This window comes from Pseudomonas sp. lyk4-TYG-107, assembly GCF_030209055.1.
Classification (GTDB): domain Bacteria; phylum Pseudomonadota; class Gammaproteobacteria; order Pseudomonadales; family Pseudomonadaceae; genus Aquipseudomonas; species Aquipseudomonas putida_A.
The window spans coordinates 27,333-46,411 of the sequence record NZ_JARVST010000006.1 but is presented as its reverse complement, the minus strand read 5'-3'; the positions used below and the strand labels follow the sequence as shown (position 1 = coordinate 46,411).

Annotated in this window: 21 protein-coding genes; 11 read left to right on the top strand and 10 right to left on the bottom strand. The window is 61.7% G+C overall.

From position 1 onward, the window contains the following. Positions 1 to 155 precede the first annotated feature (155 nt). Together QRN61_RS05985 and sutA are read left to right on the top strand one after the other, a co-directional pair. Positions 156 to 581: a secondary thiamine-phosphate synthase enzyme YjbQ gene (locus QRN61_RS05985; RefSeq protein WP_003229414.1), complete on the top strand. Its 426-nt coding sequence runs from the start codon at positions 156 to 158 to the stop codon at positions 579 to 581. 102 nt (positions 582 to 683) lie between these two features. Then, positions 684 to 1,010, top strand: a complete 327-nt coding sequence (gene sutA, locus QRN61_RS05980) for a dormancy-specific transcriptional regulator SutA (RefSeq protein ID WP_007951900.1) — start codon at positions 684 to 686, stop codon at positions 1,008 to 1,010. A gap of 189 nt (positions 1,011 to 1,199) precedes the next feature. Here the strand turns inward: sutA and QRN61_RS05975 are convergent, their stop codons facing one another. The 6 genes from QRN61_RS05975 to lptM are packed head-to-tail and all read right to left on the bottom strand — an operon-like array spanning position 1,200 to position 5,809. Continuing rightward, positions 1,200 to 1,907: an HAD family hydrolase gene (locus QRN61_RS05975; protein WP_285373411.1), complete on the bottom strand. Its 708-nt coding sequence runs from the start codon at positions 1,905 to 1,907 to the stop codon at positions 1,200 to 1,202. Beyond that, on the bottom strand, positions 1,904 to 2,803 hold the full coding sequence (gene xerC / locus QRN61_RS05970) for a tyrosine recombinase XerC (protein WP_003229409.1): 900 nt from the start codon (positions 2,801 to 2,803) through the stop codon (positions 1,904 to 1,906). Before xerC ends, QRN61_RS05975 begins: the two co-directional genes overlap by 4 nt. A gap of 2 nt (positions 2,804 to 2,805) precedes the next feature. Next, entirely contained in the window at positions 2,806 to 3,531 is a 726-nt protein-coding gene (locus QRN61_RS05965) for a DUF484 family protein (RefSeq protein WP_097089519.1), read from the bottom strand. Between the two features lie 13 nt (positions 3,532 to 3,544). Further along, positions 3,545 to 4,375, bottom strand: a complete 831-nt coding sequence (gene dapF, locus QRN61_RS05960; RefSeq protein WP_027610441.1) for a diaminopimelate epimerase — start codon at positions 4,373 to 4,375, stop codon at positions 3,545 to 3,547. Positions 4,376 to 4,378: 3 nt separating this feature from the next. Then, positions 4,379 to 5,626 (bottom strand): diaminopimelate decarboxylase, encoded by a 1,248-nt coding sequence (lysA, locus tag QRN61_RS05955; protein WP_027610442.1) that lies wholly within the window; start codon positions 5,624 to 5,626, stop codon positions 4,379 to 4,381. A gap of 9 nt (positions 5,627 to 5,635) precedes the next feature. Then, positions 5,636 to 5,809, bottom strand: a complete 174-nt coding sequence (gene lptM / locus QRN61_RS05950) for an LPS translocon maturation chaperone LptM (RefSeq protein ID WP_007911098.1) — start codon at positions 5,807 to 5,809, stop codon at positions 5,636 to 5,638. Positions 5,810 to 6,126: 317 nt separating this feature from the next. Between lptM and cyaY the strand changes: the two genes are divergently transcribed. The 3 genes from cyaY (at position 6,127) to rnk (ending at position 7,361) form a co-directional block, all read left to right on the top strand. After that, on the top strand, positions 6,127 to 6,459 hold the full coding sequence (gene cyaY, locus QRN61_RS05945; protein WP_003229398.1) for an iron donor protein CyaY: 333 nt from the start codon (positions 6,127 to 6,129) through the stop codon (positions 6,457 to 6,459). Between the two features lie 4 nt (positions 6,460 to 6,463). Beyond that, positions 6,464 to 6,682 carry a DUF1289 domain-containing protein gene (locus tag QRN61_RS05940; protein WP_081730175.1) on the top strand — a complete coding sequence of 73 codons (219 nt, stop codon included), beginning with the start codon at positions 6,464 to 6,466 and terminating at the stop codon, positions 6,680 to 6,682. 259 nt (positions 6,683 to 6,941) lie between these two features. Further along, entirely contained in the window at positions 6,942 to 7,361 is a 420-nt protein-coding gene (gene rnk, locus QRN61_RS05935) for a nucleoside diphosphate kinase regulator (protein WP_115988639.1), read from the top strand. Positions 7,362 to 7,367: 6 nt separating this feature from the next. Here the strand turns inward: rnk and QRN61_RS05930 are convergent, their stop codons facing one another. The 3 genes from QRN61_RS05930 to QRN61_RS05920 form a co-directional block, all read right to left on the bottom strand. Continuing rightward, positions 7,368 to 10,211: a class I adenylate cyclase gene (locus QRN61_RS05930; RefSeq protein WP_285373410.1), complete on the bottom strand. Its 2,844-nt coding sequence runs from the start codon at positions 10,209 to 10,211 to the stop codon at positions 7,368 to 7,370. A gap of 184 nt (positions 10,212 to 10,395) precedes the next feature. Next, positions 10,396 to 10,641: a TIGR02647 family protein gene (locus tag QRN61_RS05925; protein WP_027610446.1), complete on the bottom strand. Its 246-nt coding sequence runs from the start codon at positions 10,639 to 10,641 to the stop codon at positions 10,396 to 10,398. A gap of 260 nt (positions 10,642 to 10,901) precedes the next feature. Continuing rightward, positions 10,902 to 11,186, bottom strand: a complete 285-nt coding sequence (locus QRN61_RS05920; protein WP_027610447.1) for a hypothetical protein — start codon at positions 11,184 to 11,186, stop codon at positions 10,902 to 10,904. Positions 11,187 to 11,309: 123 nt separating this feature from the next. On the opposite strand from QRN61_RS05920, the gene QRN61_RS05915 reads away from it, so the two are divergent. Beyond that, positions 11,310 to 11,969 (top strand): glutathione S-transferase family protein, encoded by a 660-nt coding sequence (locus QRN61_RS05915; protein WP_027610448.1) that lies wholly within the window; start codon positions 11,310 to 11,312, stop codon positions 11,967 to 11,969. Between the two features lie 130 nt (positions 11,970 to 12,099). Here the strand turns inward: QRN61_RS05915 and argH are convergent, their stop codons facing one another. Further along, positions 12,100 to 13,494: an argininosuccinate lyase gene (argH, locus tag QRN61_RS05910; RefSeq protein ID WP_096796108.1), complete on the bottom strand. Its 1,395-nt coding sequence runs from the start codon at positions 13,492 to 13,494 to the stop codon at positions 12,100 to 12,102. A gap of 472 nt (positions 13,495 to 13,966) precedes the next feature. On the opposite strand from argH, the gene QRN61_RS05905 reads away from it, so the two are divergent. The 5 genes from QRN61_RS05905 (at position 13,967) to QRN61_RS05885 (ending at position 18,950) form a co-directional block, all read left to right on the top strand. Next, the gene (locus QRN61_RS05905) at positions 13,967 to 14,713 is read left to right on the top strand and encodes a LytR/AlgR family response regulator transcription factor (protein WP_003229385.1); all 747 of its coding nucleotides are present in this window, start codon (positions 13,967 to 13,969) and stop codon (positions 14,711 to 14,713) included. Between the two features lie 137 nt (positions 14,714 to 14,850). Continuing rightward, complete coding sequence (gene hemC, locus QRN61_RS05900) at positions 14,851 to 15,792, top strand: hydroxymethylbilane synthase (protein ID WP_098966228.1); 942 nt, start codon at positions 14,851 to 14,853, stop codon at positions 15,790 to 15,792. Beyond that, positions 15,789 to 16,556: a uroporphyrinogen-III synthase gene (locus tag QRN61_RS05895; protein ID WP_285373409.1), complete on the top strand. Its 768-nt coding sequence runs from the start codon at positions 15,789 to 15,791 to the stop codon at positions 16,554 to 16,556. Before hemC ends, QRN61_RS05895 begins: the two co-directional genes overlap by 4 nt. Positions 16,557 to 16,572: 16 nt before the next feature. After that, positions 16,573 to 17,715, top strand: coding sequence for a uroporphyrinogen-III C-methyltransferase (locus QRN61_RS05890; RefSeq protein WP_027610452.1), 1,143 nt, complete (start codon positions 16,573 to 16,575; stop codon positions 17,713 to 17,715). Beyond that, positions 17,712 to 18,950, top strand: coding sequence for a heme biosynthesis protein HemY (locus QRN61_RS05885; RefSeq protein WP_096796110.1), 1,239 nt, complete (start codon positions 17,712 to 17,714; stop codon positions 18,948 to 18,950). The genes QRN61_RS05890 and QRN61_RS05885 overlap by 4 nt, the downstream gene beginning before the upstream one ends. Positions 18,951 to 19,079 lie beyond the last annotated feature (129 nt).

Below are 19,079 nucleotides of genomic sequence, written 5' to 3'. Positions count from 1 at the left end.
TGAAAGGAAGGCTGAAAGGATTTTTCGTACGGCTTTGGTCGTGTTTACGGCGGGCATTTTTCTGCGGCCAATCGCTTACATCATTGCAGGAATATTAGGGCCTTTGTTTTTTCCCAGAGCGCGCTAGAATGCGCCCCGAACGTGCGGAGAACTGTATGTGGCAACAGACTCTGATAACCCTGCGGGCACGGCCCCGGGGCTTTCATCTGGTAACGGACGAGTTACTCGCCGGCCTGCCTGAACTCAAGGCGTGCCGGGTCGGTCTGTTGCATTTGTGGCTGCAGCACACCTCGGCGTCGTTGACCATCAACGAGAACGCCGATCCGGCGGTCCGTCGCGACTTCGAACGATTTTTCAATCGTCTGATCCCACAAGGAACAGACGGCTATGAGCATAACGACGAAGGCCTGGACGACCTCCCGGCGCACTTCAAGGCCAGCGTACTTGGCTGTCAGATCAGTCTGCCGGTTTCGGCAGGGCGACTGGCACTGGGCACCTGGCAAGGTGTTTATCTGGGCGAGCACCGTGATCATGGCGGTGCCCGTAAAGTCCTCGCCACCCTGCACGGTGAAGGGGCGTAAACCGTTGGTCACCCGCGGTTACCGATTTTTTTCCGGCGACTTTCGACAGTCGCCAAAGCTGGTCTATAACTAATCTGCTTTTCGCAAGTCATGAGGTAGAACATGAGCGACGATGATCTGGAAAACGACGACCTCGAAGTAGGCGACGAAGACGAGGCCGAGGACGGTCTGGAAGCAGCAGCGGAAGACGTTGCTGAAGACGATGGCGGTGACGATACGCCGGCCCCGGCTGCCAAAGGCAAAGCCAAGGCTGCGGTGTCGGTCGACGAGTTGCCGAGCATCGAAGCCAAGAACAAGGAGCGCGACGCCCTGGCCAAGGCCATGGAAGAATTCCTTGCGCGCGGCGGCAAGGTGCAGGAAGTGGAGGCCAACGTGGTCGCCGATCCGCCCAAGAAGCCGGACAACAAGTACGGCAGCCGCCCTATCTGAGGCGTGCTACCTGCTTGCTGAAAAAGCCCGCCGTCGCTGCGGGCTTTTTCATGCCTGAAACAAAGAGGTCATGGATACACGCAATCCCCTGTGGGAGCGGGCTTGCTCGCGAAGAGGCCGTGTCAGTCGACATACAATTTGAATGACACACCGCCTTCGCGAGCAAGCCCGCTCCCACAGGGGGTTACGTCAGGTGGAGAGGGCATTCCAGCGTGCGAGCACTGCTGGCAAATCGGTCAGGCTGCGGATCTCGGCATCCGGCAGTCGCTCCGCTTCCCAGACCTTGCCCGCCGGGTTGAACCAGACCGCGCGCATGCCCGCCTGCTGCGCCCCGGCAATGTCATCGCCCGGATGATCGCCGATATGTACGGCGGTTGCGGCTGTGGCGCCACCACGCTGCAACGCCTCGTGAAACAGCCGCACATCCGGCTTGGCGATACCGATATCTTCGGCGCACAAGGCAAACTTGAAGTAATCCGCCAGGCCCAGCCGACGCACGTCGGCGTTGCCGTTGGTGACCACGCCGAGGGCGTAGTGGTTGGCGAGGATTTCCAAAGTCGGTTCGACCTCCGGGAACACCTCGATCTGATGCCGCGCATGCAGGAATACTTCAAAGCTTTTGTCGGCTAGATCCGCAGCTTCCCCGTGGGCGTACCCGGCTTCCTCCAGTGCGTGGAACAGCACGCGCCTGCGCAACGCACTGATGCGGTGCTTGAGGCCCGGCTCGCTGGCCAGCACCCGCTCGCGAATCGCCCACAAATGCTCCACCGGCACCGCGCCCAGATTCGGCGCGTGTTCGCTCAGCCATTGGCGCAATACCGCTTCGGCGCTGACGATCACCGGGGCGGTGTCCCACAGGGTGTCGTCGAGGTCGAAGGTGATCAACTGGATGTTCATGAATCGTCGCCTTTGCTGCGTTTGGCCCGTGGGTGGGCGCTGTCGTAGACCGCCGCCAGGTGCTGGAAGTCCAGGTGGGTGTAGATCTGCGTGGTCTTGATGTCCGAGTGGCCGAGCAGTTCCTGCACCGCGCGCAGGTCCTGTGAGGATTCCAGCAAGTGGCTGGCAAAGGAATGCCGCAGCATGTGCGGGTGCAGGTTCTGCCCCAGTTCACGCTCGCCGGCCAGTTTTACTCGCACCTGAATCGCCCGTGGGCCGAGGCGCCGACCTTGTTGGCTGACGAATACGGCGTCGTCGGCCGGGTTGGTCATGGCTCGCAGCGGCAGCCATTGCTCCAGTGCTTCGCGCGCCTTTTTGCCGACCGGCAGCAGGCGGGTCTTGCTGCCCTTGCCGAGCACCTGAACCATGCCGTCGGCCAGATCCAGCTGATCCAGATTTAGCCCGGTCAGCTCGGACAGGCGCAGGCCCGAGGAATAGAACAATTCGAGAATCGCCTGATCACGACGGGCGAGAAAATCGTCCTCGACCGCACCTTCCAGCAGTTGCAATGCGCGGTCAGTGTCGAGGGTTTTCGGCAGGCGCCGTTCGCCTTTCGGCGGCGCCAGACCGGTCGCCGGGTCGTGATCGCACAGACCTTCGCGATTCAGATAGTGATAGAGCCCGCGCACCGCCGAGAGCAATCGGGCGAGACTGCGGGACGACTGCCCCTGCGCATGCAGGCGGGCGATCAGGCTGCGCAGGCGCTGAATATCCAGCGCCGCCCAACTGCCAATGTTCTGCTTGAGGCACCAGCCGAGGACTTTATCGAGGTCGCGGCGATAGGCCGACAGGGTGTGCGGCGACACCTGTCGCTCACTGCGCAGGTGTTCGCAGTAAGCGTCCAGTTGTCGTTCCATATTCAGCGTACCGAGCGCAGGGAGCTGTTGACCCGTGGCAGCACGCGGCCCATGACTTCGGCGATGTAGCTGAGGAACAGCGTACCGACCGAACTCTTGTAGTGCTGCGGATCACGGCTGGCGATTGCCAGAATGCCGTGAATGCCCTGATGACTGACCGCGACTACCGCGGTGGAGCCGATCTGCTTGCGCTGTTCTTCGCCGAACAGGAAGTCGAGCTCATGTTCACGCAGGGTGCCGCTGACGCTCTTGCCTTCGGTGAGCAGACCGCCGATCGCGGTTTGCGCGTCGGCATGAGTCACCCAGCGGCCAACCGGTGCCGGGTTGTCGCCGAGCAGGATCAGGCTGACAAAGGGCACCTGAAAGTCCTGGCGCAGGCTGTCTTCGACGCTGATCACCACGTCTTCCAGACTGGCCGCGTCCATCAGCGACAGAATCAGGCGGCGGGTCTTGTCGAACAGCCGGTCGTTGTCGCGGGCGACGTCCATCAACTGCGAAAGGCGGTGGCGCATCTCGATGTTGCGGTCGCGCAGGATGCTCATCTGCCGCTCGACCAGCGAAACGGTGTCACCGCGCTGGTGGGGAATGCGCATGGCAGGCAGCAGTTCTTCGTGCTCGACGAAGAAGTCCGGATGAGCCTCCAGGTATGCGGCAACCGCTGCCGCCTCCAGGCTCTCGGACGCGGATTCGTCGGACTGTCGGGCGGGTACCTGAGGCTTATCGGTCATGGTTTCTGCTCACTCAAAGACGCACTTGTCCTTCGTATACACGCACTGCCGGGCCGGTCATCAACACCGGGTGGCCAGGGCCTGCCCATTCAATGGACAGACGCCCGCCGGGCAGGTCGATCAACAGCGGCGAATCCATCCACCCCTGGCTGATGGCCGCAACTGCAGCGGCACAAGCGCCGGTGCCGCAGGCCTGGGTTTCCCCGGCCCCGCGTTCCCAGACGCGCAACTGCGCGCGGTTGCGGTCGATGACCTGGATGAAACCGACGTTGACCCGCGCCGGGAAGCGCGGATGGTGTTCGATTTTCGGCCCCAGTTCATGCACCGGTGCATTGTTGATGTCCTGTACGCGCAGCACCGCATGGGGGTTGCCCATTGACACAGCGGCCAGTTCGACCGTGGTGCCGTCGACTTCCAGCTGATAGCTGCTGGCCTGCGCCGGTGCGTCGAACGGAATATCCGCCGGCACCAGACGCGGCGCGCCCATGTTCACCCCGATCTGGCCGTCGTTACGCACGTCCAGCTCGATGATGCCGCCCTTGGTCTCGACGCGAATCTGCCGCTTGGCCGTCAGACGTTTGTCGAGCACGAAGCGCGCGAAGCAGCGTGCACCGTTGCCGCACTGTTCCACTTCCGAGCCATCGGAGTTGAAGATCCGGTAACGGAAATCCACGTCCGGGTTGCTCGGCGCTTCGACGATCAGCAACTGGTCGAAACCGATACCGGTGTGCCGGTCGCCCCATTGCTTGGCGTGCTTGGGCTGAATATGCGCGTGCTGGCTGACCAGGTCGAGAACCATGAAGTCATTGCCCAGGCCGTGCATTTTGGTAAAACGCAGCAGCATGGGTTACTCCGGCAGCAGGCTTTCGCCGGCAAACAGCTCGGCCACGGTTTCGCGGCGGCGCACTTCAAAAACCTGATCACCGTCTACCAACACTTCAGCGGCACGGCCACGGGTGTTGTAGTTGGAACTCATCACGAAGCCGTAGGCGCCGGCCGAATGCACGGCCAGCAGATCGCCTTCTTCCAGCGCGAGCTCACGATCCTTGGCGAGGAAATCGCCGGTTTCGCAGATCGGGCCGACGATGTCGTATTTGCGCGCAGCGGAGTCACGCGGTTTGACCGCGGTGACGTCCATCCAGGCCTGATACAGCGCCGGGCGAATCAGGTCGTTCATCGCCGCGTCGACGATGGCGAAATCCTTGTGTTCGGTGTGCTTGAGGTACTCGACCTGGGTCAGCAGCACGCCGGCGTTGGCGACGATGAAGCGGCCCGGTTCGAACACCAGCGCCAGGTCACGACCGTTCAAACGCTCGCGCACAGCCTTGATGTAGTCGCCGGCCAGTGGCGGCTCTTCATCGCGATACCGCACGCCCAGGCCACCACCGAGATCGATGTGGCGCAGATGAATGCCGCAATCGCCGAGGCGGTCGACCAGATCCAGCAAGCGATCGAGGGCATCGAGGAACGGCGGCAAAGTGGTCAGTTGCGAGCCGATGTGGCAGTCGACACCGATCACTTCCAGGTTCGGCAGGTGCGCGGCACGCACGTACACGTCTTCGGCGTCGGCAATGGCGATGCCGAACTTGTTCTCTTTGAGACCGGTGGAAATGTACGGGTGGGTGCCGGCGTCGACGTCCGGGTTCACGCGCAGCGAGACCGGTGCGCGAACACCCAGCTCGGCAGCCACGACTTGCAGGCGCTCAAGCTCGTCGGTGGATTCGACGTTGAAGCAGTGCACGCCGACTTCCAGCGCGCGACGCATGTCGTCACGGGTCTTGCCGACGCCGGAGAACACGATCTTGTCGGCGCTGCCGCCAGCGGCGAGTACACGTTCCAGCTCGCCACGGGAAACGATGTCGAAACCGGCGCCGAGACGGGCTAGGACATTCAGAACCCCGAGGTTGGAGTTGGCCTTGACGGCGTAGCAGACCAGATGCGGCATGCCGGCCAGCGCGTCGGCGTAGGCCAGATACTGGGCTTCGATGTGCGCACGCGAGTAGACATAGGTGGGCGTGCCGAAGCGGTCGGCGATGGCGGACAGCGCCACACCTTCCGCGAACAGCTCCCCGCCACGGTAGTTAAAAGCGTCCATGGCGATCCCTTATTGGTAAACGTCGTGCTTGTGTGCTTTGGACGGCTGCTTTTGCGAAGACTGGGCTTGCTCGGCCGGGTCCTGATCGTCATCCGGCAGGTACAGCGGGCCTTTTTGACCACAGGCCGAAACGAGGCAGGCAACCGCGACGAGCGCAGCAAGGGAAGAGATCAGGCGCTTCATGGCGAAATCCTTGAAAATGCGTTAATTGCGCCGGAGTATACCGGCCACCCGGCAGCTTGCCTATGTGATGGCCCTCCCGTCCGGCGGGGCTAGTTATAGGCGCACCAAGCCCTGTGGGAGCGGGCTTGCTCGCGAAAGCGGTGGTTCTGCAGGCAGAATTGCTGGATATGCCGGCCCCTTCGCGAGCAAGCCCGCTCCCACCGGTACGGTGTTTACAGTGCTATTGAGGTGCTTGGTCGTTAATCTTTGCAATCGGCCGGCAGCGTCCGTATCTTGCGGCGCTTGAGCCTGATCAGACATTTTTTGAGGTTGCCACAATGAGTTTGTCCGAAGCGCGTTTCCACGATCTGGTCGATGAAACCCAGGAAAAACTGGAGGACATCTTTGACGAAAGCGACCTGGATATCGACCTGGAAAGCTCGGCCGGTGTACTGACTGTGAAGTTTGAAAACGGCACGCAGCTGATTTTCAGTCGTCAGGAGCCGTTGCGTCAGCTGTGGTTGGCGGCGGTCTCCGGCGGTTTCCACTTCGACTACGACGAAGAGAGCGAGCGCTGGATGTGCGACAAGAGCGAAGAGCAATTGGGCGAAATGCTCGAACGCATCGTCAAGCAGCAGGCCGGTGTCGAATTCGATTTCGAAGGTCTGTGATTTCGTGACTGATAGCGCACCTGTTCGTCCGCCAAAGCCGCTTTACAGCAACATCAGCCCGGCCGTGCCTTCGCCGTGCAGCGGCGTGTGCCGGCTGGATGAACAGAAGGTTTGTCTCGGCTGCTTCCGCCATGTCGAGGATATTCGCGAATGGCGCTCGGCAGACGATCAACGCCGCCGGATCATCTGCCAGCAGGCTGCCGCACGAAAAGCCCTGACTTGACTCGACCTTGTGGTGAGGGGATTTATCCCCGATAGACTGCGCAGCAGTCTCAGAAGCTTGGGGCCGCTGCGCGACCCATCGGGGATAAATCCCCTCGCCACAGGGGTTCTTGCCAGATCAAAAGTGGGTGACTTGTATATTTTTTGAGCTGTGATAGTGTCCGAACACGCCTCAACCCATCGAGGCCTGGTGAAAACCCCGTCTTTTTTGGCGGGGTTTTGCTTTTTTTGTGTGCAGAAGAAAGGAGTCTGCCCGGATCATGACCGCACCTTCCATCACTCTTACCCGTCTGGACGTGCAACGTCTGGAGCGCTTGATCGACAACCTGAATGAGAAAGACCAGGCTGCGCCGGGCGTGATCGCGCTGCAAACCGAACTGGACCGCGCCGATACGCTGGTCGGCCACGATGAAGTGCCCGCCGATGTCGTGACGATGAATTCCCGCGTGCACTGCCGCGAAGAGGGCAGTGGCAAGGACTATCACCTGACATTGGTCTATCCCAAGGACGCTAACGCCGACGAAGGCAAGATCTCGATCCTCGCACCGGTCGGCAGCGCGCTACTGGGCCTGAAGGTTGGTCAGCACATCGACTGGCCGGCTCCAGGTGGCAAAACCCTGAAACTGATTTTGCTCGAGGTCGAATCGCAACCGATCAAGGGTGGAGACTTTCCGGAGTAACCCGCCTCAGACCTGTTCGAGCGCCTCGTTCAGGGCGCGCTCCAGGTCGGCCTTGTAGCGCAGATACAAATTGCTTGAACTCTGACCATCACCGAGCAGGCCCGAGAGGTCCAGGTCGGTGATGTAGCAGCGATAGCGCTCGGTCTCGCGGCGCTGCTCGACGATCTCCCGGGCGACCACGTGGAACAGCTGGTCGCCATATTCCAGCTCGCTGAATTCCCGTTGATTGCAATACAAGGTGACCTGCACCTCGCCCGGTGCGGCTTTGCCGACGATCGCCTGCACGTCGTAGAACGGTTTGTTGGCCGGTGTCTGCGGCGCCGGTCGTGGTTCGACCCGGCGCGCCCGCCCGGGGCCGGAAGGCAATAGCTGGTAATACAAGGTGTCGAGGCCGACCGCCGGGCTGCCATCCATCGGCAACAGCGCTTCGCGTCGGTACTGGATCGATTGCAGGAAGCGCTGCAGCGGTACCAGCAGGCTCTGTTCATCGTGATACGGCAGATGCTGTTGCCACAGCGCGTTGAACTCATCCAGCACGTACAGCTCGGCCTGTTGTTCGCTGATCCGGTAGAACACCTGAATCGATTCCGGCTGACCCATCGGCAGGATCAACGCGAGGTCGTGATCCTCCAGCGCCATCGGGTCCAGGTGCAGCGGGCTGTAGCGCGGCTGTTCTTCGCCCAGATAATCGAGCAGCGCCGGCAGTGTGGCGAGTGCGACATGGTTGACCTGGCCCGGCACCAGCTCCAGCACGTGATAGTGCTGTTGCACCTGAATCAGGTAGCGGTGATTGAGCTCGCTGAGCAGCAGGGTCTGCGCGGTGTCGATGACTTCTTCCACGCGCCGGGCAATGAACTGCGCGCGGTTGTGGCAGAAGCAGCGCACCTTCAATGACGGCTGCTGCGCGCCGCGCGGCAGATTGTTGAGGTAGTCGCGCAGGCAATCGAGCAGCGCGTGGGGGCCGTCGAAACGGTTGACCAGCACTTCATTCCAGCTGTTGAGCGTGACCTGATCGAGGGTCAGCACAAGGTTTTCGCGCACCCCGGCGTAACTCAGTGAGTCGGTGCGCTCGGTGGTCATCAGGATATTCAGGTCGCGGTGATGCTTGAGCGGATCGATACCGACGTTGACCAGCATCAGCACTTCGCTCGGCACCGCAGCGCGCAGCAGTCGTTCTTCGGCAACGGTCGGCAGGGGCAGGGCGATGCACTGCTGCAGGCTGCCGAGCAGGTTGAACAGCTCGAACTCGCTCATATCGCTAGTGCCGGGGTGCAGCGCCAGTCGGGTGCTGCTGTCGATCACACCGTTGCGGTGGCACCAGGTCAGCAGTTCGAGCAACTCGCGGCTGCGCTTGATCGGCGCGAAGTGCTCCCACTCCAGCGCGTTCAGGCTACCGTTGTACAAACCCCACTGGGTTTGCCCGGGCTCTTTTTTGTTCGGCGATTGCACCAGCGTCAGGGTGTCTTCGGCCAGATCCGGGGCGATGCCGGGGTTGATGAATTCGACCTTGTCGGCCTTGCGCTCGAATGCGGCGTACAAGCGACGACCGAGCACGTTCAGGTCGCGCTTGTTGATCAGGCTGACGGTCTGTTCGGTGCGGGCGAACTGGGTCAGGAAGCGGTAGCTGTAATTCAGCTCATTGACCAGGGCGCGGCGTTCGGCGCTGACCTGGCGGACTTTCCACTGGCTGCGGCTGTCGAGCAAGGCCAGTTGCCGCTGATCCCAATGCCATTCGTGCGCCAGGCGCTCCAGCAGCGAACGCTGCCAGCTTTGGGTGCGGCTGTTGCCGGTGAGCTTGCGGTTGACCTTGAGGTACAGCGCGCGCCGCACCAGCTCCAGACGCTCCGGTTCGTTGCGGGCGCTGAGGTATTCCTCAATGCGTCGGTACACCACCATGTACGGATCCAGCTCATCCAGATCCAGCTGATTGGCGAACACGGCCTGCTTGTAGCGCAGGCTCAGACACTGCACTTTCGGGTGTTCGCTGGCGTAGACCTCGGTCAGCAACAGCTTTAGCACTGACTTGTAGGGCGACTCGATGCCCTTGAACAACTGCCACAGGCCGGCACCGATGAACTCGCCCGGCGGAATTGTCGCCAGATGCCCGAGATCAAGCGTCTCGTCGGCGCGAATGAAACGCTTGGACAGCAGAGTGTGGGTGTACAGGTCGTAAGCGCTTTCTTCGTAGACTGGCACCAGCCACCAGATCGGTGTGCGCCCGGCCAGCCAGATCGCGGTGCGATAAAACTCGTCCAGCAACAGATAGTGCTGCGTGCTGCCGCAGTTTTCGGAGCTGAGCTGGGTGTCGCGTTCGCCTTTGACGAAGCGTACCGGGTCGATCAGAAAGAAGTGCGCCTCGGCGCCTTGGGTCGCGGCCCAGGCTTCGAGGAGCTGGCATTTTTTGCGCAACTCGGCGAGTTCGTTGTCGCTCAGGTCCGGTGCGTGGCAAACCCACACGTCCATGTCGCTCTGATCGGCCTGAGCCAGGGTGCCGAGGCTGCCCATCAGGAACAAACCGTGAATCGGCCGTGGCGGGTTGCTGCCGTGGCGTGGCTTGTAGGAGAACGAGCGAGTCAGGCGCTGCGCTTCGGCGAGGGCGGTGGCGTCAGGTTCATAGTTGGAAAGCCCGGCTGGGGTGCTGCCCGAAACATAGCCCGGCAACAGCGGGTGATTGACGTGGAAGAACAGTGGCAGCAGGGTCAGCACGCCTTGCTGGCGGCTCGACAGACCTTCGAGCGCCCGGCCAAGGCGACCTTCATTGAGTTTGAGAAAGCGCGCACGCAACTGGCTGAGCACCTTGCGGTCGATTCCCTCGTCCAGATCGGGGCGGATTTCATGGGTGCGCGTCATGTCAGCTCAAACCGGCTCGCAGGCTCGGACGAAGAGGGTCTCGGAATGGGAGGCAGTTTAGCCTTTGCGCAGCGGGACTTTTAAGCTGAATTTGTTTTTGACGTCAGATTTTTAGCGGTGAGCGATCAAGCGGGCCCGCGGAAATCCCGTGGCAGGAGTTCCCGTGGGCAAAGACGGGGAAAAATCAGGCGGTTTCCTGCTCTCTCAAAATGGTCAGCACGGTTTGCACATTTTGCGCGGCATCACGACCCAGGCTGGTCAGATACCCGCCATCAGGCTGGTCGGTGAGGTCTTTCTCGAAGAGGCGTTTGGCGGCGGCGATATGTTTCGGGGCAGCGGTCTGATGAATTTTCAAACCTTCCTGGGAACTGTCCAGGGGAAAGAGTGCGAGGACTTCCAGTTCGGCAACCAGCTCAGGGGTAAGCGACATAAGGACTCCAGACTTTCTAGGAATTGGACGACAGCGCCCCTAAGGTGAACCCGCTTTTGCGGCATGTCCAGTGCTCAGATCAGGGATTTTGTCTTGAGGCGAATTCCAGTCTAGTCGGGGCCGGAGAGTTGGCTGGATGGATGGGTGACAAATTGTGTGGGAGCGAGCCTGCTCGCGAAAGCGGTGTGTCATATAGCGTTGTTTTTGCTGATGCACGGCATTCGCGAGCAGGCTCGCTCCCACAGGGGGATGTATTTGGCCTACTGTTTTTCGGGTGGCAGCTCAGGCAACGCACGCAGAGCAGTTTCATACCACTCGGTATTGAACGCGCGGTCTTCGTCGAGCATCGCGTCGATTTCGTAGGCCAGCACGTGGGCCATCAGATTCAGGATGTCATCACGCTCGTAACCGACCAGCGTCAGCTTGTTGAAGGTTGCCTTGGCCGCTGGAGGGTTGTCGCTTTCGATCTGGTTCTCGATCGCTTCGATCAGCGTCGATTCGGTGAACTCTTCTTCATCATTGTCGATGTCAGTCGGCTCGCTCATGGCAGGCTCCTCAAGGAAAGGCGCCAGTTTACCCGCATTCAGCGGCGTGATGCTGCTGGCAGGATCGAGCCCGGCGATCTATAAACAGTGCCTGCCCACCCCGCACGGCCTGGAGGCTATGTGATGTTCAAGCTCTACGGATTCGCTGTCAGCAACTACTACAACATGGTCAAGCTGGCGCTGCTGGAAAAAGGCCTGCCGTTCGAAGAGGTGACGTTTTACCCGACGCCGACCCCACAATCGCTGGCGATCAGCCCACGCGGCAAAGTACCGGTACTCGGCGTCGATGCCGGATTTATTAACGAAACCGCGATCATCCTAGAATACCTCGAGCAGACCCAGAAAGGCACGCCGCTGCTGCCGAGTGATCCATTCGAGCGGGCGCAGGTGCTGGCGATCGCCAAGGAAATCGAGTTGTACATCGAACTGCCGGGCCGCGCCTGTTATGGCGAAGCGTTCTTCGGCTCGCCGGTGCCGGAGGCGATCAAGGAGAAAACCAAAGCCGAGCTGCTGCTGGGTTTCGCGGCACTGGGCCGCCACGGCAAATTCGCCCCGTACGTGGCGGGCGACAGTTTGAGCATCGCGGATTTGTATTTCCTGTACAGCGTGCCGCTGGCGTGTGCGGTCGGGCAGAAACTGTTCGGGATCGATTTGTTGGCAGAGATGCCGAAAGCCAAGGCGCTGCTGGAGCGGCTTGAGCAGAATCTGCACGTGCAGAAGATTGCAGCGGACAAAGAGGCGGCGATGCCGGCGTTTTTGGCGATGATCGCTGCCAAGAAGTGAATTTTATAGCGCTCTGAAGGGAAGCCTTCGCGAGCAGGCTCGCTCCCACAGGGGATTTTTGTCGGCCACAAATTTTGTGTTTAACAAAAATCCAAATGTGGGAGCGAGCCTGCTCGCGAAGCTTTTGACCTTAGCGGCTGGCGATGAGGGCCTGACCGCGAACCACCGCTGCCTTGACCTGCGCCGGCGCCGTCCCGCCGATATGGTCACGGGCATTCACCGAGCCTTCCAGGGTCAGCACGGCGAACACGTCCTGCTCGATCTGGTCGCTGAACTTACGCAGTTCTTCCAGGCTCATCTCGGCCAGATCCTTGCCGGTATCCACGCCGTACTTCACCGCGTGACCGACGATTTCGTGGCAGTCACGGAACGGCAGGCCACGGCGTACCAGGTAGTCCGCCAGGTCGGTCGCGGTGGAGAAACCACGCAGCGCCGCTTCACGCATGATCGCGTGTTTCGGTTTGATCGCCGGGATCATGTCGGCAAACGCCCGCAGCGAATCGCGCAGGGTGTCGGCGGCGTCGAACAGCGGCTCTTTGTCTTCCTGATTGTCCTTGTTATAGGCCAGTGGCTGGCCTTTCATCAGGGTCAGCAGGCCCATCAATGCGCCGAACACGCGGCCAGTCTTGCCGCGAACCAGTTCCGGTACGTCCGGGTTTTTCTTTTGCGGCATGATCGAGCTGCCGGTGCAGAAGCGATCAGGCAGATCGATGAACTGGAACTGCGCGCTGGTCCACAGCACCAGCTCTTCGGAGAAACGCGACAGGTGCATCATCGCGATGCTGGCGACCGAGCAGAATTCGATGGCGAAGTCGCGATCGGAAACGTTGTCCAGCGAGTTGCCGCCGACGGCGTCGAAACCCAGCAGTTGCGCGGTGTATTCGCGATCGATCGGGTAGGTGGTGCCGGCCAGCGCAGCGCTGCCCAGCGGCATGCGGTTGGTGCGCTTGCGGCAGTCGACCAGACGCTCGTAGTCGCGGCTGAGCATTTCGAACCACGCCAGCATATGGTGGCCGAAGGTCACTGGCTGAGCAGTTTGCAGGTGAGTGAAGCCGGGCATGATGCTCGCCGCTTCGCGCTCGGCTTGTTCCAGCAAACCTTTTTGCAAGCGGGTGATTTCGGCCAGGATCAGGTCGATCTCGTCACGCAGCCACAGACGGATGTCGGTGGCGACCTGATCGTTGCGGCTGCGCCCGGTGTGCAGTTTCTTGCCGGTGATACCGATGCGGTCGGTCAGGCGCGCTTCGATGTTCATGTGCACGTCTTCGAGGTCGACGCGCCAGTCGAACTGGCCGGCTTCGATTTCGCCCTGAATGGTCTTCAGGCCGTCGATGATGCTGTCGCGCTCGGCATCGGTCAGCACGCCGACCTTGGCCAGCATGGTGGCGTGGGCGATCGAGCCCATGATGTCGTGGCGATACAGGCGCTGGTCGAAGGTGACGGAGGCGGTGAAGCGGGCGACGAAGGCGTCGACGGGTTCACTGAAGCGGCCGCCCCAGGACTGATTGGTCTTGTCAGTGCTCATGAATTCGCTCGTATCGGCTTGAAGAAAGAAGGCGTGAAACGCTGGCGCGGATAATAACAGGGTTGCCAATCCTGTCGCTGACACCGGTCGATACGTTTTTTTCTCATCTGCTCATTCATAGTCGGCGCCGTCTGCGGGGGATTTGCGCAAGGATATTTTTCGATTGAGCAATATCGGCCCGGCAAGCGTCTACAGTTGGACATAAGGGTCGGCGCGACTGCGGATCGCACAAAGGTCCGGACGCCGACTATAAGAAGAGGGGGTGGGTGGTTTTGTCCTTTGGCATACCCCGTGAAAAACGCAGGAAACAGCGGGCTTTGAGCGGTACGACCCGGACACTGGCAAATATTGCTGGCCGACGTACGGCACTTTTTGGCGCTCGGGCTAGTCTTAGCGTGGATCGCGGTGACGGACGTCACTTCACCTGTCTACGCTATCCTTGTGCGAGACTCACGCAGGAATCCAGCGCAATATGAATGTCCTGATCGTTGATGACGAACCACTGGCTCGCGAGCGCCTAAGCCGAATGGTAAGCGAGCTCGAGGGTTATACAGTCCTGGAGCCCAGCGCCACGAATGGCGAAGAGGCGTTGGCGCTGATCGACAGCCACAAGCCGGATATCGTGCTGCTCGATATTCGCATGCCGGGCCTTGATGGCCTGCAAGTCGCTGCCCGTCTGTGCGAACGCGAAACGCCGCCGGCCGTGGTGTTTTGCACCGGCCCCGATGAATTTGCCGTGGAAGCCCTGCAGGCCAGCGCCGTGGGCTATGTGGTGAAACCCGTGCGAACCGAACATCTGCATGACGCCCTGAAACGGGCTGAACGTCCCAACCGGGCGCAACTCTCGGCCCTGACCCGTCCCGCCGCCGAAAGCGGTAATGGCCCGCGCAGTCACATCAGCGCCCGCACCCGCAAAGGCATCGAGCTGATCCCGCTGGATCAGGTGGTCTATTTCATTGCCGATCACAAATACGTGACCCTGCGCCATGAAAGCGGCGAGGTGCTGCTGGATGAGCCGCTGAAAGCCCTCGAAGACGAATTCGGCGAGCGTTTCGTGCGCATCCACCGCAATGCGCTGGTCGCCCGCGACCGCATCGAGCGTCTGCAACGCACACCGCTGGGGCATTTCCAGCTGTTCCTCAAAGGCCTCAATGGTGATGCGCTGATTGTCAGCCGCCGGCATGTGGCCGGTGTGCGCAAGATGATGCAGGGCCTCTGACCCGGCCTTCGCGCACGGTTGCACTTTCTTCTGCCGGGCATTGCAGGCCAGGGAGGCCACGCCGTTTCTGATTCAAGTCAAAGTGGATTTGGCTGAGCTGTTATTATCCGCCGTATCTATTCAGTACGGATTGATCCATGTCCTCTCGCGAAATCCGCATCGCCACCCGTAAAAGTGCGCTGGCCCTCTGGCAGGCCGAATACGTCAAAGCCCGTCTGGAGGCGGCCCACCCGGGTCTGCTGGTGACACTGGTGCCCATGGTCAGTCGCGGCGACAAGCTGCTCGACTCGCCGCTGTCGAAAATCGGCGGCAAGGGCCTGTTCGTCAAGGAGCTGGAAACCGCGCTGCTGGAAAACGAAGCCGACATCGCCGTGCATTCGATGAAAGACGTGCCGATGGACTTCCCCGAAGGCCTTGGCCTGTTCTGTATCTGCGAACGCGAAGACCCGCGCGATGCTTTCGTTTCCAATACCTACGCCAGCCTTGATGCGCTGCCTGCCGGCGCCATCGTCGGCACCTCCAGCCTGCGGCGACAGGCGCAGTTGCTGACCCGTCGTCCTGATCTGGAAATCCGCTTCCTGCGCGGTAACGTCAACACTCGTCTGGCCAAGCTCGATGCCGGCGAGTACGACGCGATCATCCTCGCGGCGGCCGGCCTGATCCGCCTCGGTTTCGAAGAGCGCATCACTTCTGCGATCAGCGTCGACGACAGTCTGCCGGCCGGTGGCCAAGGCGCTGTCGGCATCGAATGCCGCAGCGCCGACACGCAAATCCACGCCTTGCTCGCACCGTTGCATCACGCCGACACCGCTTCGCGCGTGACCGCTGAACGTGCCCTCAACAAACACCTGAATGGCGGCTGCCAGGTGCCGATCGCCTGCTACGCCGTGCTTGAAGGTGAGCAGCTGTGGCTGCGTGGTCTGGTGGGCGAGCCGAGCGGCGGCAAGCTGCTCAGCGCCGAAGCGCGTGCGCCGCGGGCCAATGCCGAAGCGTTGGGCGTGCAGGTCGCTGAAGCGTTGCTCAGTCAGGGTGCCGACGACATTCTCAAAGCGGTGTATGGCGAGGCAGGTCACGAGTGACTGGCTGGCGCCTGCTGCTGACGCGCCCTGCAGATGACTGCGCGGTGCTGGCCGCGGTGTTGGCCGGACAGGGGATTTTCAGCAGTTGCCTGCCGCTTCTGGACATCGCGCCGCTGCCGGTCTCTGACAAGATACGTCAGGCGCTGGCGCAGCTGCCGGGTTGCAGCGCGGTCATCGTGGTCAGCAAACCGGCGGCGCGGATTGCGCTTGATCTGCTAGACGCTCATGGGCTTCAGTCGCTGTCGATGCCGTGGTTCAGCGTCGGTGCGGCGACCGCGCAGATTCTTCGCGATCACGGTCTCGATGTGCACTGTCCCGCCGACGGCGATGACAGTGAAGCCCTGCTGCAATTGTCGCGTCTGCGCGAGGCGGTCACCGAGCCCGGCGCGCAGGTTCTGATCCTGCGTGGCGAGGGTGGCCGCGAGCTGCTCGCCGAGCGCCTGCGCGCGCTTGGTGCTAGTGTCGAGTATCTGGAGTTGTATCGGCGTGACCTGCCGGCCTACCCGCCGCAAGAGCTGCCGCGGCGCATCGCAGCGGAACGCTTGAACGGGCTGGTGGTCAGCAGTGGACAGGGTTTCGAGCACTTGCGCCAGATGGCCGGCGATGCCTGGCCGTCAATTGCGCAGTTGCCGTTGTTTGTGCCAAGCCCAAGGGTCGCCGAGCTGGCACGTGCCGCCGGGGCCCGAACAGTTGTGGATTGCCGCGGCGCGAGTGCCGCGGCTTTGCTGACGGCGTTACGGGAGCATCCCGTGCCCGTTCTCTAATGCAAAGGATGGATACGTGAGCGAAACAGCCTTGCCTAAAGATGATGTCCAGCCTGTGATCGATGCCCAGGTTGAAACTCCACCGCCGGCCAAAGAGCCGCGCCGAGGCAACGGACTGGCCATTGTCGCCCTGTTGCTCGGCGCTGCCGGCGTGGCGATCGGTGGCTGGGGTGTCTGGCAGGTGCGTCACCTGCAGAGCAACACCGCACAACAGTCAGGCCAGGTGCAGGCACTGAACGATCAGGCGCAGAGCCTCAAGCTCAACGAACAGCGCCTGACCGAGCGCCTCGCGCAATTGCCCGGTGCCGATGAACTCGCCGAACGTCAGCGTCTGGTGACGCAACTGCAGGGGGATCAGCAGCGTCTCAACCAGCGTCTGGAAACCGTCCTCGGTGCCAGCCGCAAGGACTGGCGTCTGGCCGAGGCCGAGCATCTGCTGCGTCTGGCCAGCCTGCGTCTGTCGGCCTTGCAGGACATCAGCAGCGCCCAGGCGCTGGTGCAGGGTGCCGACGAAATTCTGCGTGAGCAGAACGATCCCGGCTCGTTCGCCGCCCGCGAGCAAGTGGCGAAAACCCTCGTCGCGCTGCGCAGCACCGAGCAGCCGGATCGCACCGGTCTGTTCCTGCGCATCGGTGCCTTGCGTGATCAGGTCATCGAACTGACCGAGCTGGCGCCTGAGTACAAGGATCGCGGCGAGTCGCTGCTGGGCCTGACCGCTGACGGCGATGGCGCCAGTCGCTGGGCGCAGTGGTGGGATCAGGTGTCGCGTTACATCCGCATCGATTTCAATGCCGACAAGAACGTGAAGCCACTGCTGGCCGGGCAAAGTCTGAGCCAGGTGCGCCTTGCCCTGAGTCTCGCGCTGGAGCAAGCGCAATGGGCGGCGCTCAATGGCCAGGCACCGGTCTACACCCAGGCACTGACCGAAGCGCGGGATGTGCTCACGGGCAATTTCAACCCGGACAATCCGCAGAGCAAAATCATGCTTGAACAGGTTGCCGAGCTGAGCAAGCAACCGGTCACGGTCAAGACGCCGGACCTGACCGGCACGCTGAGTGCGGTGCAGGCTTATCTGGAGCGCCGTAACGTCAACGCTGAAGAATCGGTCAAACCGTTCGCCAAACCTGCCGCCAACACCGCGCAGGAGACCACGCCATGAAACGCCTGTATGTGATCGTGTTTCTGGTGATCGCGGCGACGGCGGCACTGGGCCTGGCGATTGCCGAGCACTCCGGGTACGTGTTGATTGCCTACAAGAGCTTCCGCTACGAGGCCAGTCTGTGGGCCACGCTGGGCCTGATCGCGGTGTTGTGGCTGCTGATCTGGGGGATCAAGGCCTTGGTCGAGCTGCTCATGGCCTCCAGTGGCGTGGTCAATCCGTGGTCGCGCCGCAACCGCAGCCGGCGGGTGCAGGTGGCCATCGAACACGGGCAGCTGGATCTGGCCGAAGGTCGCTGGGCCAGCGCGCAACGTCATCTGTCTCGCGCCGCCGAGGCCGAGCGCCAGCCGCTGTTGTATTACCTCGGCGCGGCACGCGCGGCCAACGAACAAGGCAAGTACGAAGAGTGTGATCACCTGCTTGAACGTGCGCTGGAGCGCCAGCCGCAGGCCGAATTGGCGATTGCCTTGAGTCATGCGCAGTTGCAGACCGATCGTGGTGATACCGACGGCGCCTTGGTGACCCTGCAGGCGATGCACGAGCGACATCCGCATAACGTGCAGACCTTGCGACAGTTGCAGCGTCTGCATCAGCAGCGCGGCGACTGGTCGGCGGTGATTCGCCTGTTGCCGGAGCTGCGCAAGGACAAGGCTTTGCCTGCGGCCGAACTGGCTGAACTGGAGCGGCGTGCCTGGGGCAACAACCTGTCTCTGGCAGCGCATCGGGACGAGGACGGCAAGGTCGGTCTGCAGTCACTCACCCGTGCCTGGGAGCAGTTGACCTCCGCGCAGCGTCAGGAGCCGGCGCTGGTGCTGGCATACGCCGAGCAATTGCGTCAGTTGGGTGCTCAGGTCGAAGCAGAAGAAATCCTGCGCAGTGCCCTCAAGCGCAAGTACGACAGCCATCTCGCGCGTCTGTATGGCCTGGTGCGCGGCAGCGACCCGGCGCGCCAGTTGCAGACCGCCGAAGGTTGGCTCAAGGAACATCCTGCTGACCCGAGCCTGTTGCTGACCCTCGGTCGTCTCTGTCTGCAAGCCAGCTTGTGGGGCAAGGCACGGGATTATCTGGAAAGCAGTCTGCGAGTGCAGCGTAACCCTGAAGCCTGCGCCGAGCTGGCGCGTCTGCTTGCGCAACTGGGTGACACCGAGCGCAGTAACCAGCTGTTCCAGGAAGGTCTCGGATTGCTGGATGAGCGTCTGCTGGCCGCGCCGTTGCCGGTGCCGGTTCACGCCTGATATCGCGAGGGAGCATGCTCCCTCGTTAACGTTCAGTGAGCGAAAAATTACCTGTGGCGGGCGTCTTGGGCAAAGTCCTACAACGGACTACACCTATTCCTCTCGCACCTGTCGGGTTTTCCCTACACT

Coding starts and splice junctions, on each gene's coding strand:
- cyaY (WP_003229398.1), top strand. CDS start 6,127: ATGAGTTTGTCCGAAGCGCGTTTCCACGATCTGGTCGATGAAACCCAG.
- QRN61_RS05930 (WP_285373410.1), bottom strand. CDS start 10,211: ATGACGCGCACCCATGAAATCCGCCCCGATCTGGACGAGGGAATCGAC.
- lysA (WP_027610442.1), bottom strand. CDS start 5,626: ATGGACGCTTTTAACTACCGTGGCGGGGAGCTGTTCGCGGAAGGTGTG.
- QRN61_RS05965 (WP_097089519.1), bottom strand. CDS start 3,531: ATGACCGATAAGCCTCAGGTACCCGCCCGACAGTCCGACGAATCCGCG.
- QRN61_RS05905 (WP_003229385.1), top strand. CDS start 13,967: ATGAATGTCCTGATCGTTGATGACGAACCACTGGCTCGCGAGCGCCTA.
- sutA (WP_007951900.1), top strand. CDS start 684: ATGAGCGACGATGATCTGGAAAACGACGACCTCGAAGTAGGCGACGAA.
- argH (WP_096796108.1), bottom strand. CDS start 13,494: ATGAGCACTGACAAGACCAATCAGTCCTGGGGCGGCCGCTTCAGTGAA.
- xerC (WP_003229409.1), bottom strand. CDS start 2,803: ATGGAACGACAACTGGACGCTTACTGCGAACACCTGCGCAGTGAGCGA.
- QRN61_RS05885 (WP_096796110.1), top strand. CDS start 17,712: ATGAAACGCCTGTATGTGATCGTGTTTCTGGTGATCGCGGCGACGGCG.
- QRN61_RS05920 (WP_027610447.1), bottom strand. CDS start 11,186: ATGAGCGAGCCGACTGACATCGACAATGATGAAGAAGAGTTCACCGAA.
- rnk (WP_115988639.1), top strand. CDS start 6,942: ATGACCGCACCTTCCATCACTCTTACCCGTCTGGACGTGCAACGTCTG.
- lptM (WP_007911098.1), bottom strand. CDS start 5,809: ATGAAGCGCCTGATCTCTTCCCTTGCTGCGCTCGTCGCGGTTGCCTGC.
- hemC (WP_098966228.1), top strand. CDS start 14,851: ATGTCCTCTCGCGAAATCCGCATCGCCACCCGTAAAAGTGCGCTGGCC.
- QRN61_RS05925 (WP_027610446.1), bottom strand. CDS start 10,641: ATGTCGCTTACCCCTGAGCTGGTTGCCGAACTGGAAGTCCTCGCACTC.
- dapF (WP_027610441.1), bottom strand. CDS start 4,375: ATGCTGCTGCGTTTTACCAAAATGCACGGCCTGGGCAATGACTTCATG.
- QRN61_RS05915 (WP_027610448.1), top strand. CDS start 11,310: ATGTTCAAGCTCTACGGATTCGCTGTCAGCAACTACTACAACATGGTC.
- QRN61_RS05975 (WP_285373411.1), bottom strand. CDS start 1,907: ATGAACATCCAGTTGATCACCTTCGACCTCGACGACACCCTGTGGGAC.
- QRN61_RS05985 (WP_003229414.1), top strand. CDS start 156: ATGTGGCAACAGACTCTGATAACCCTGCGGGCACGGCCCCGGGGCTTT.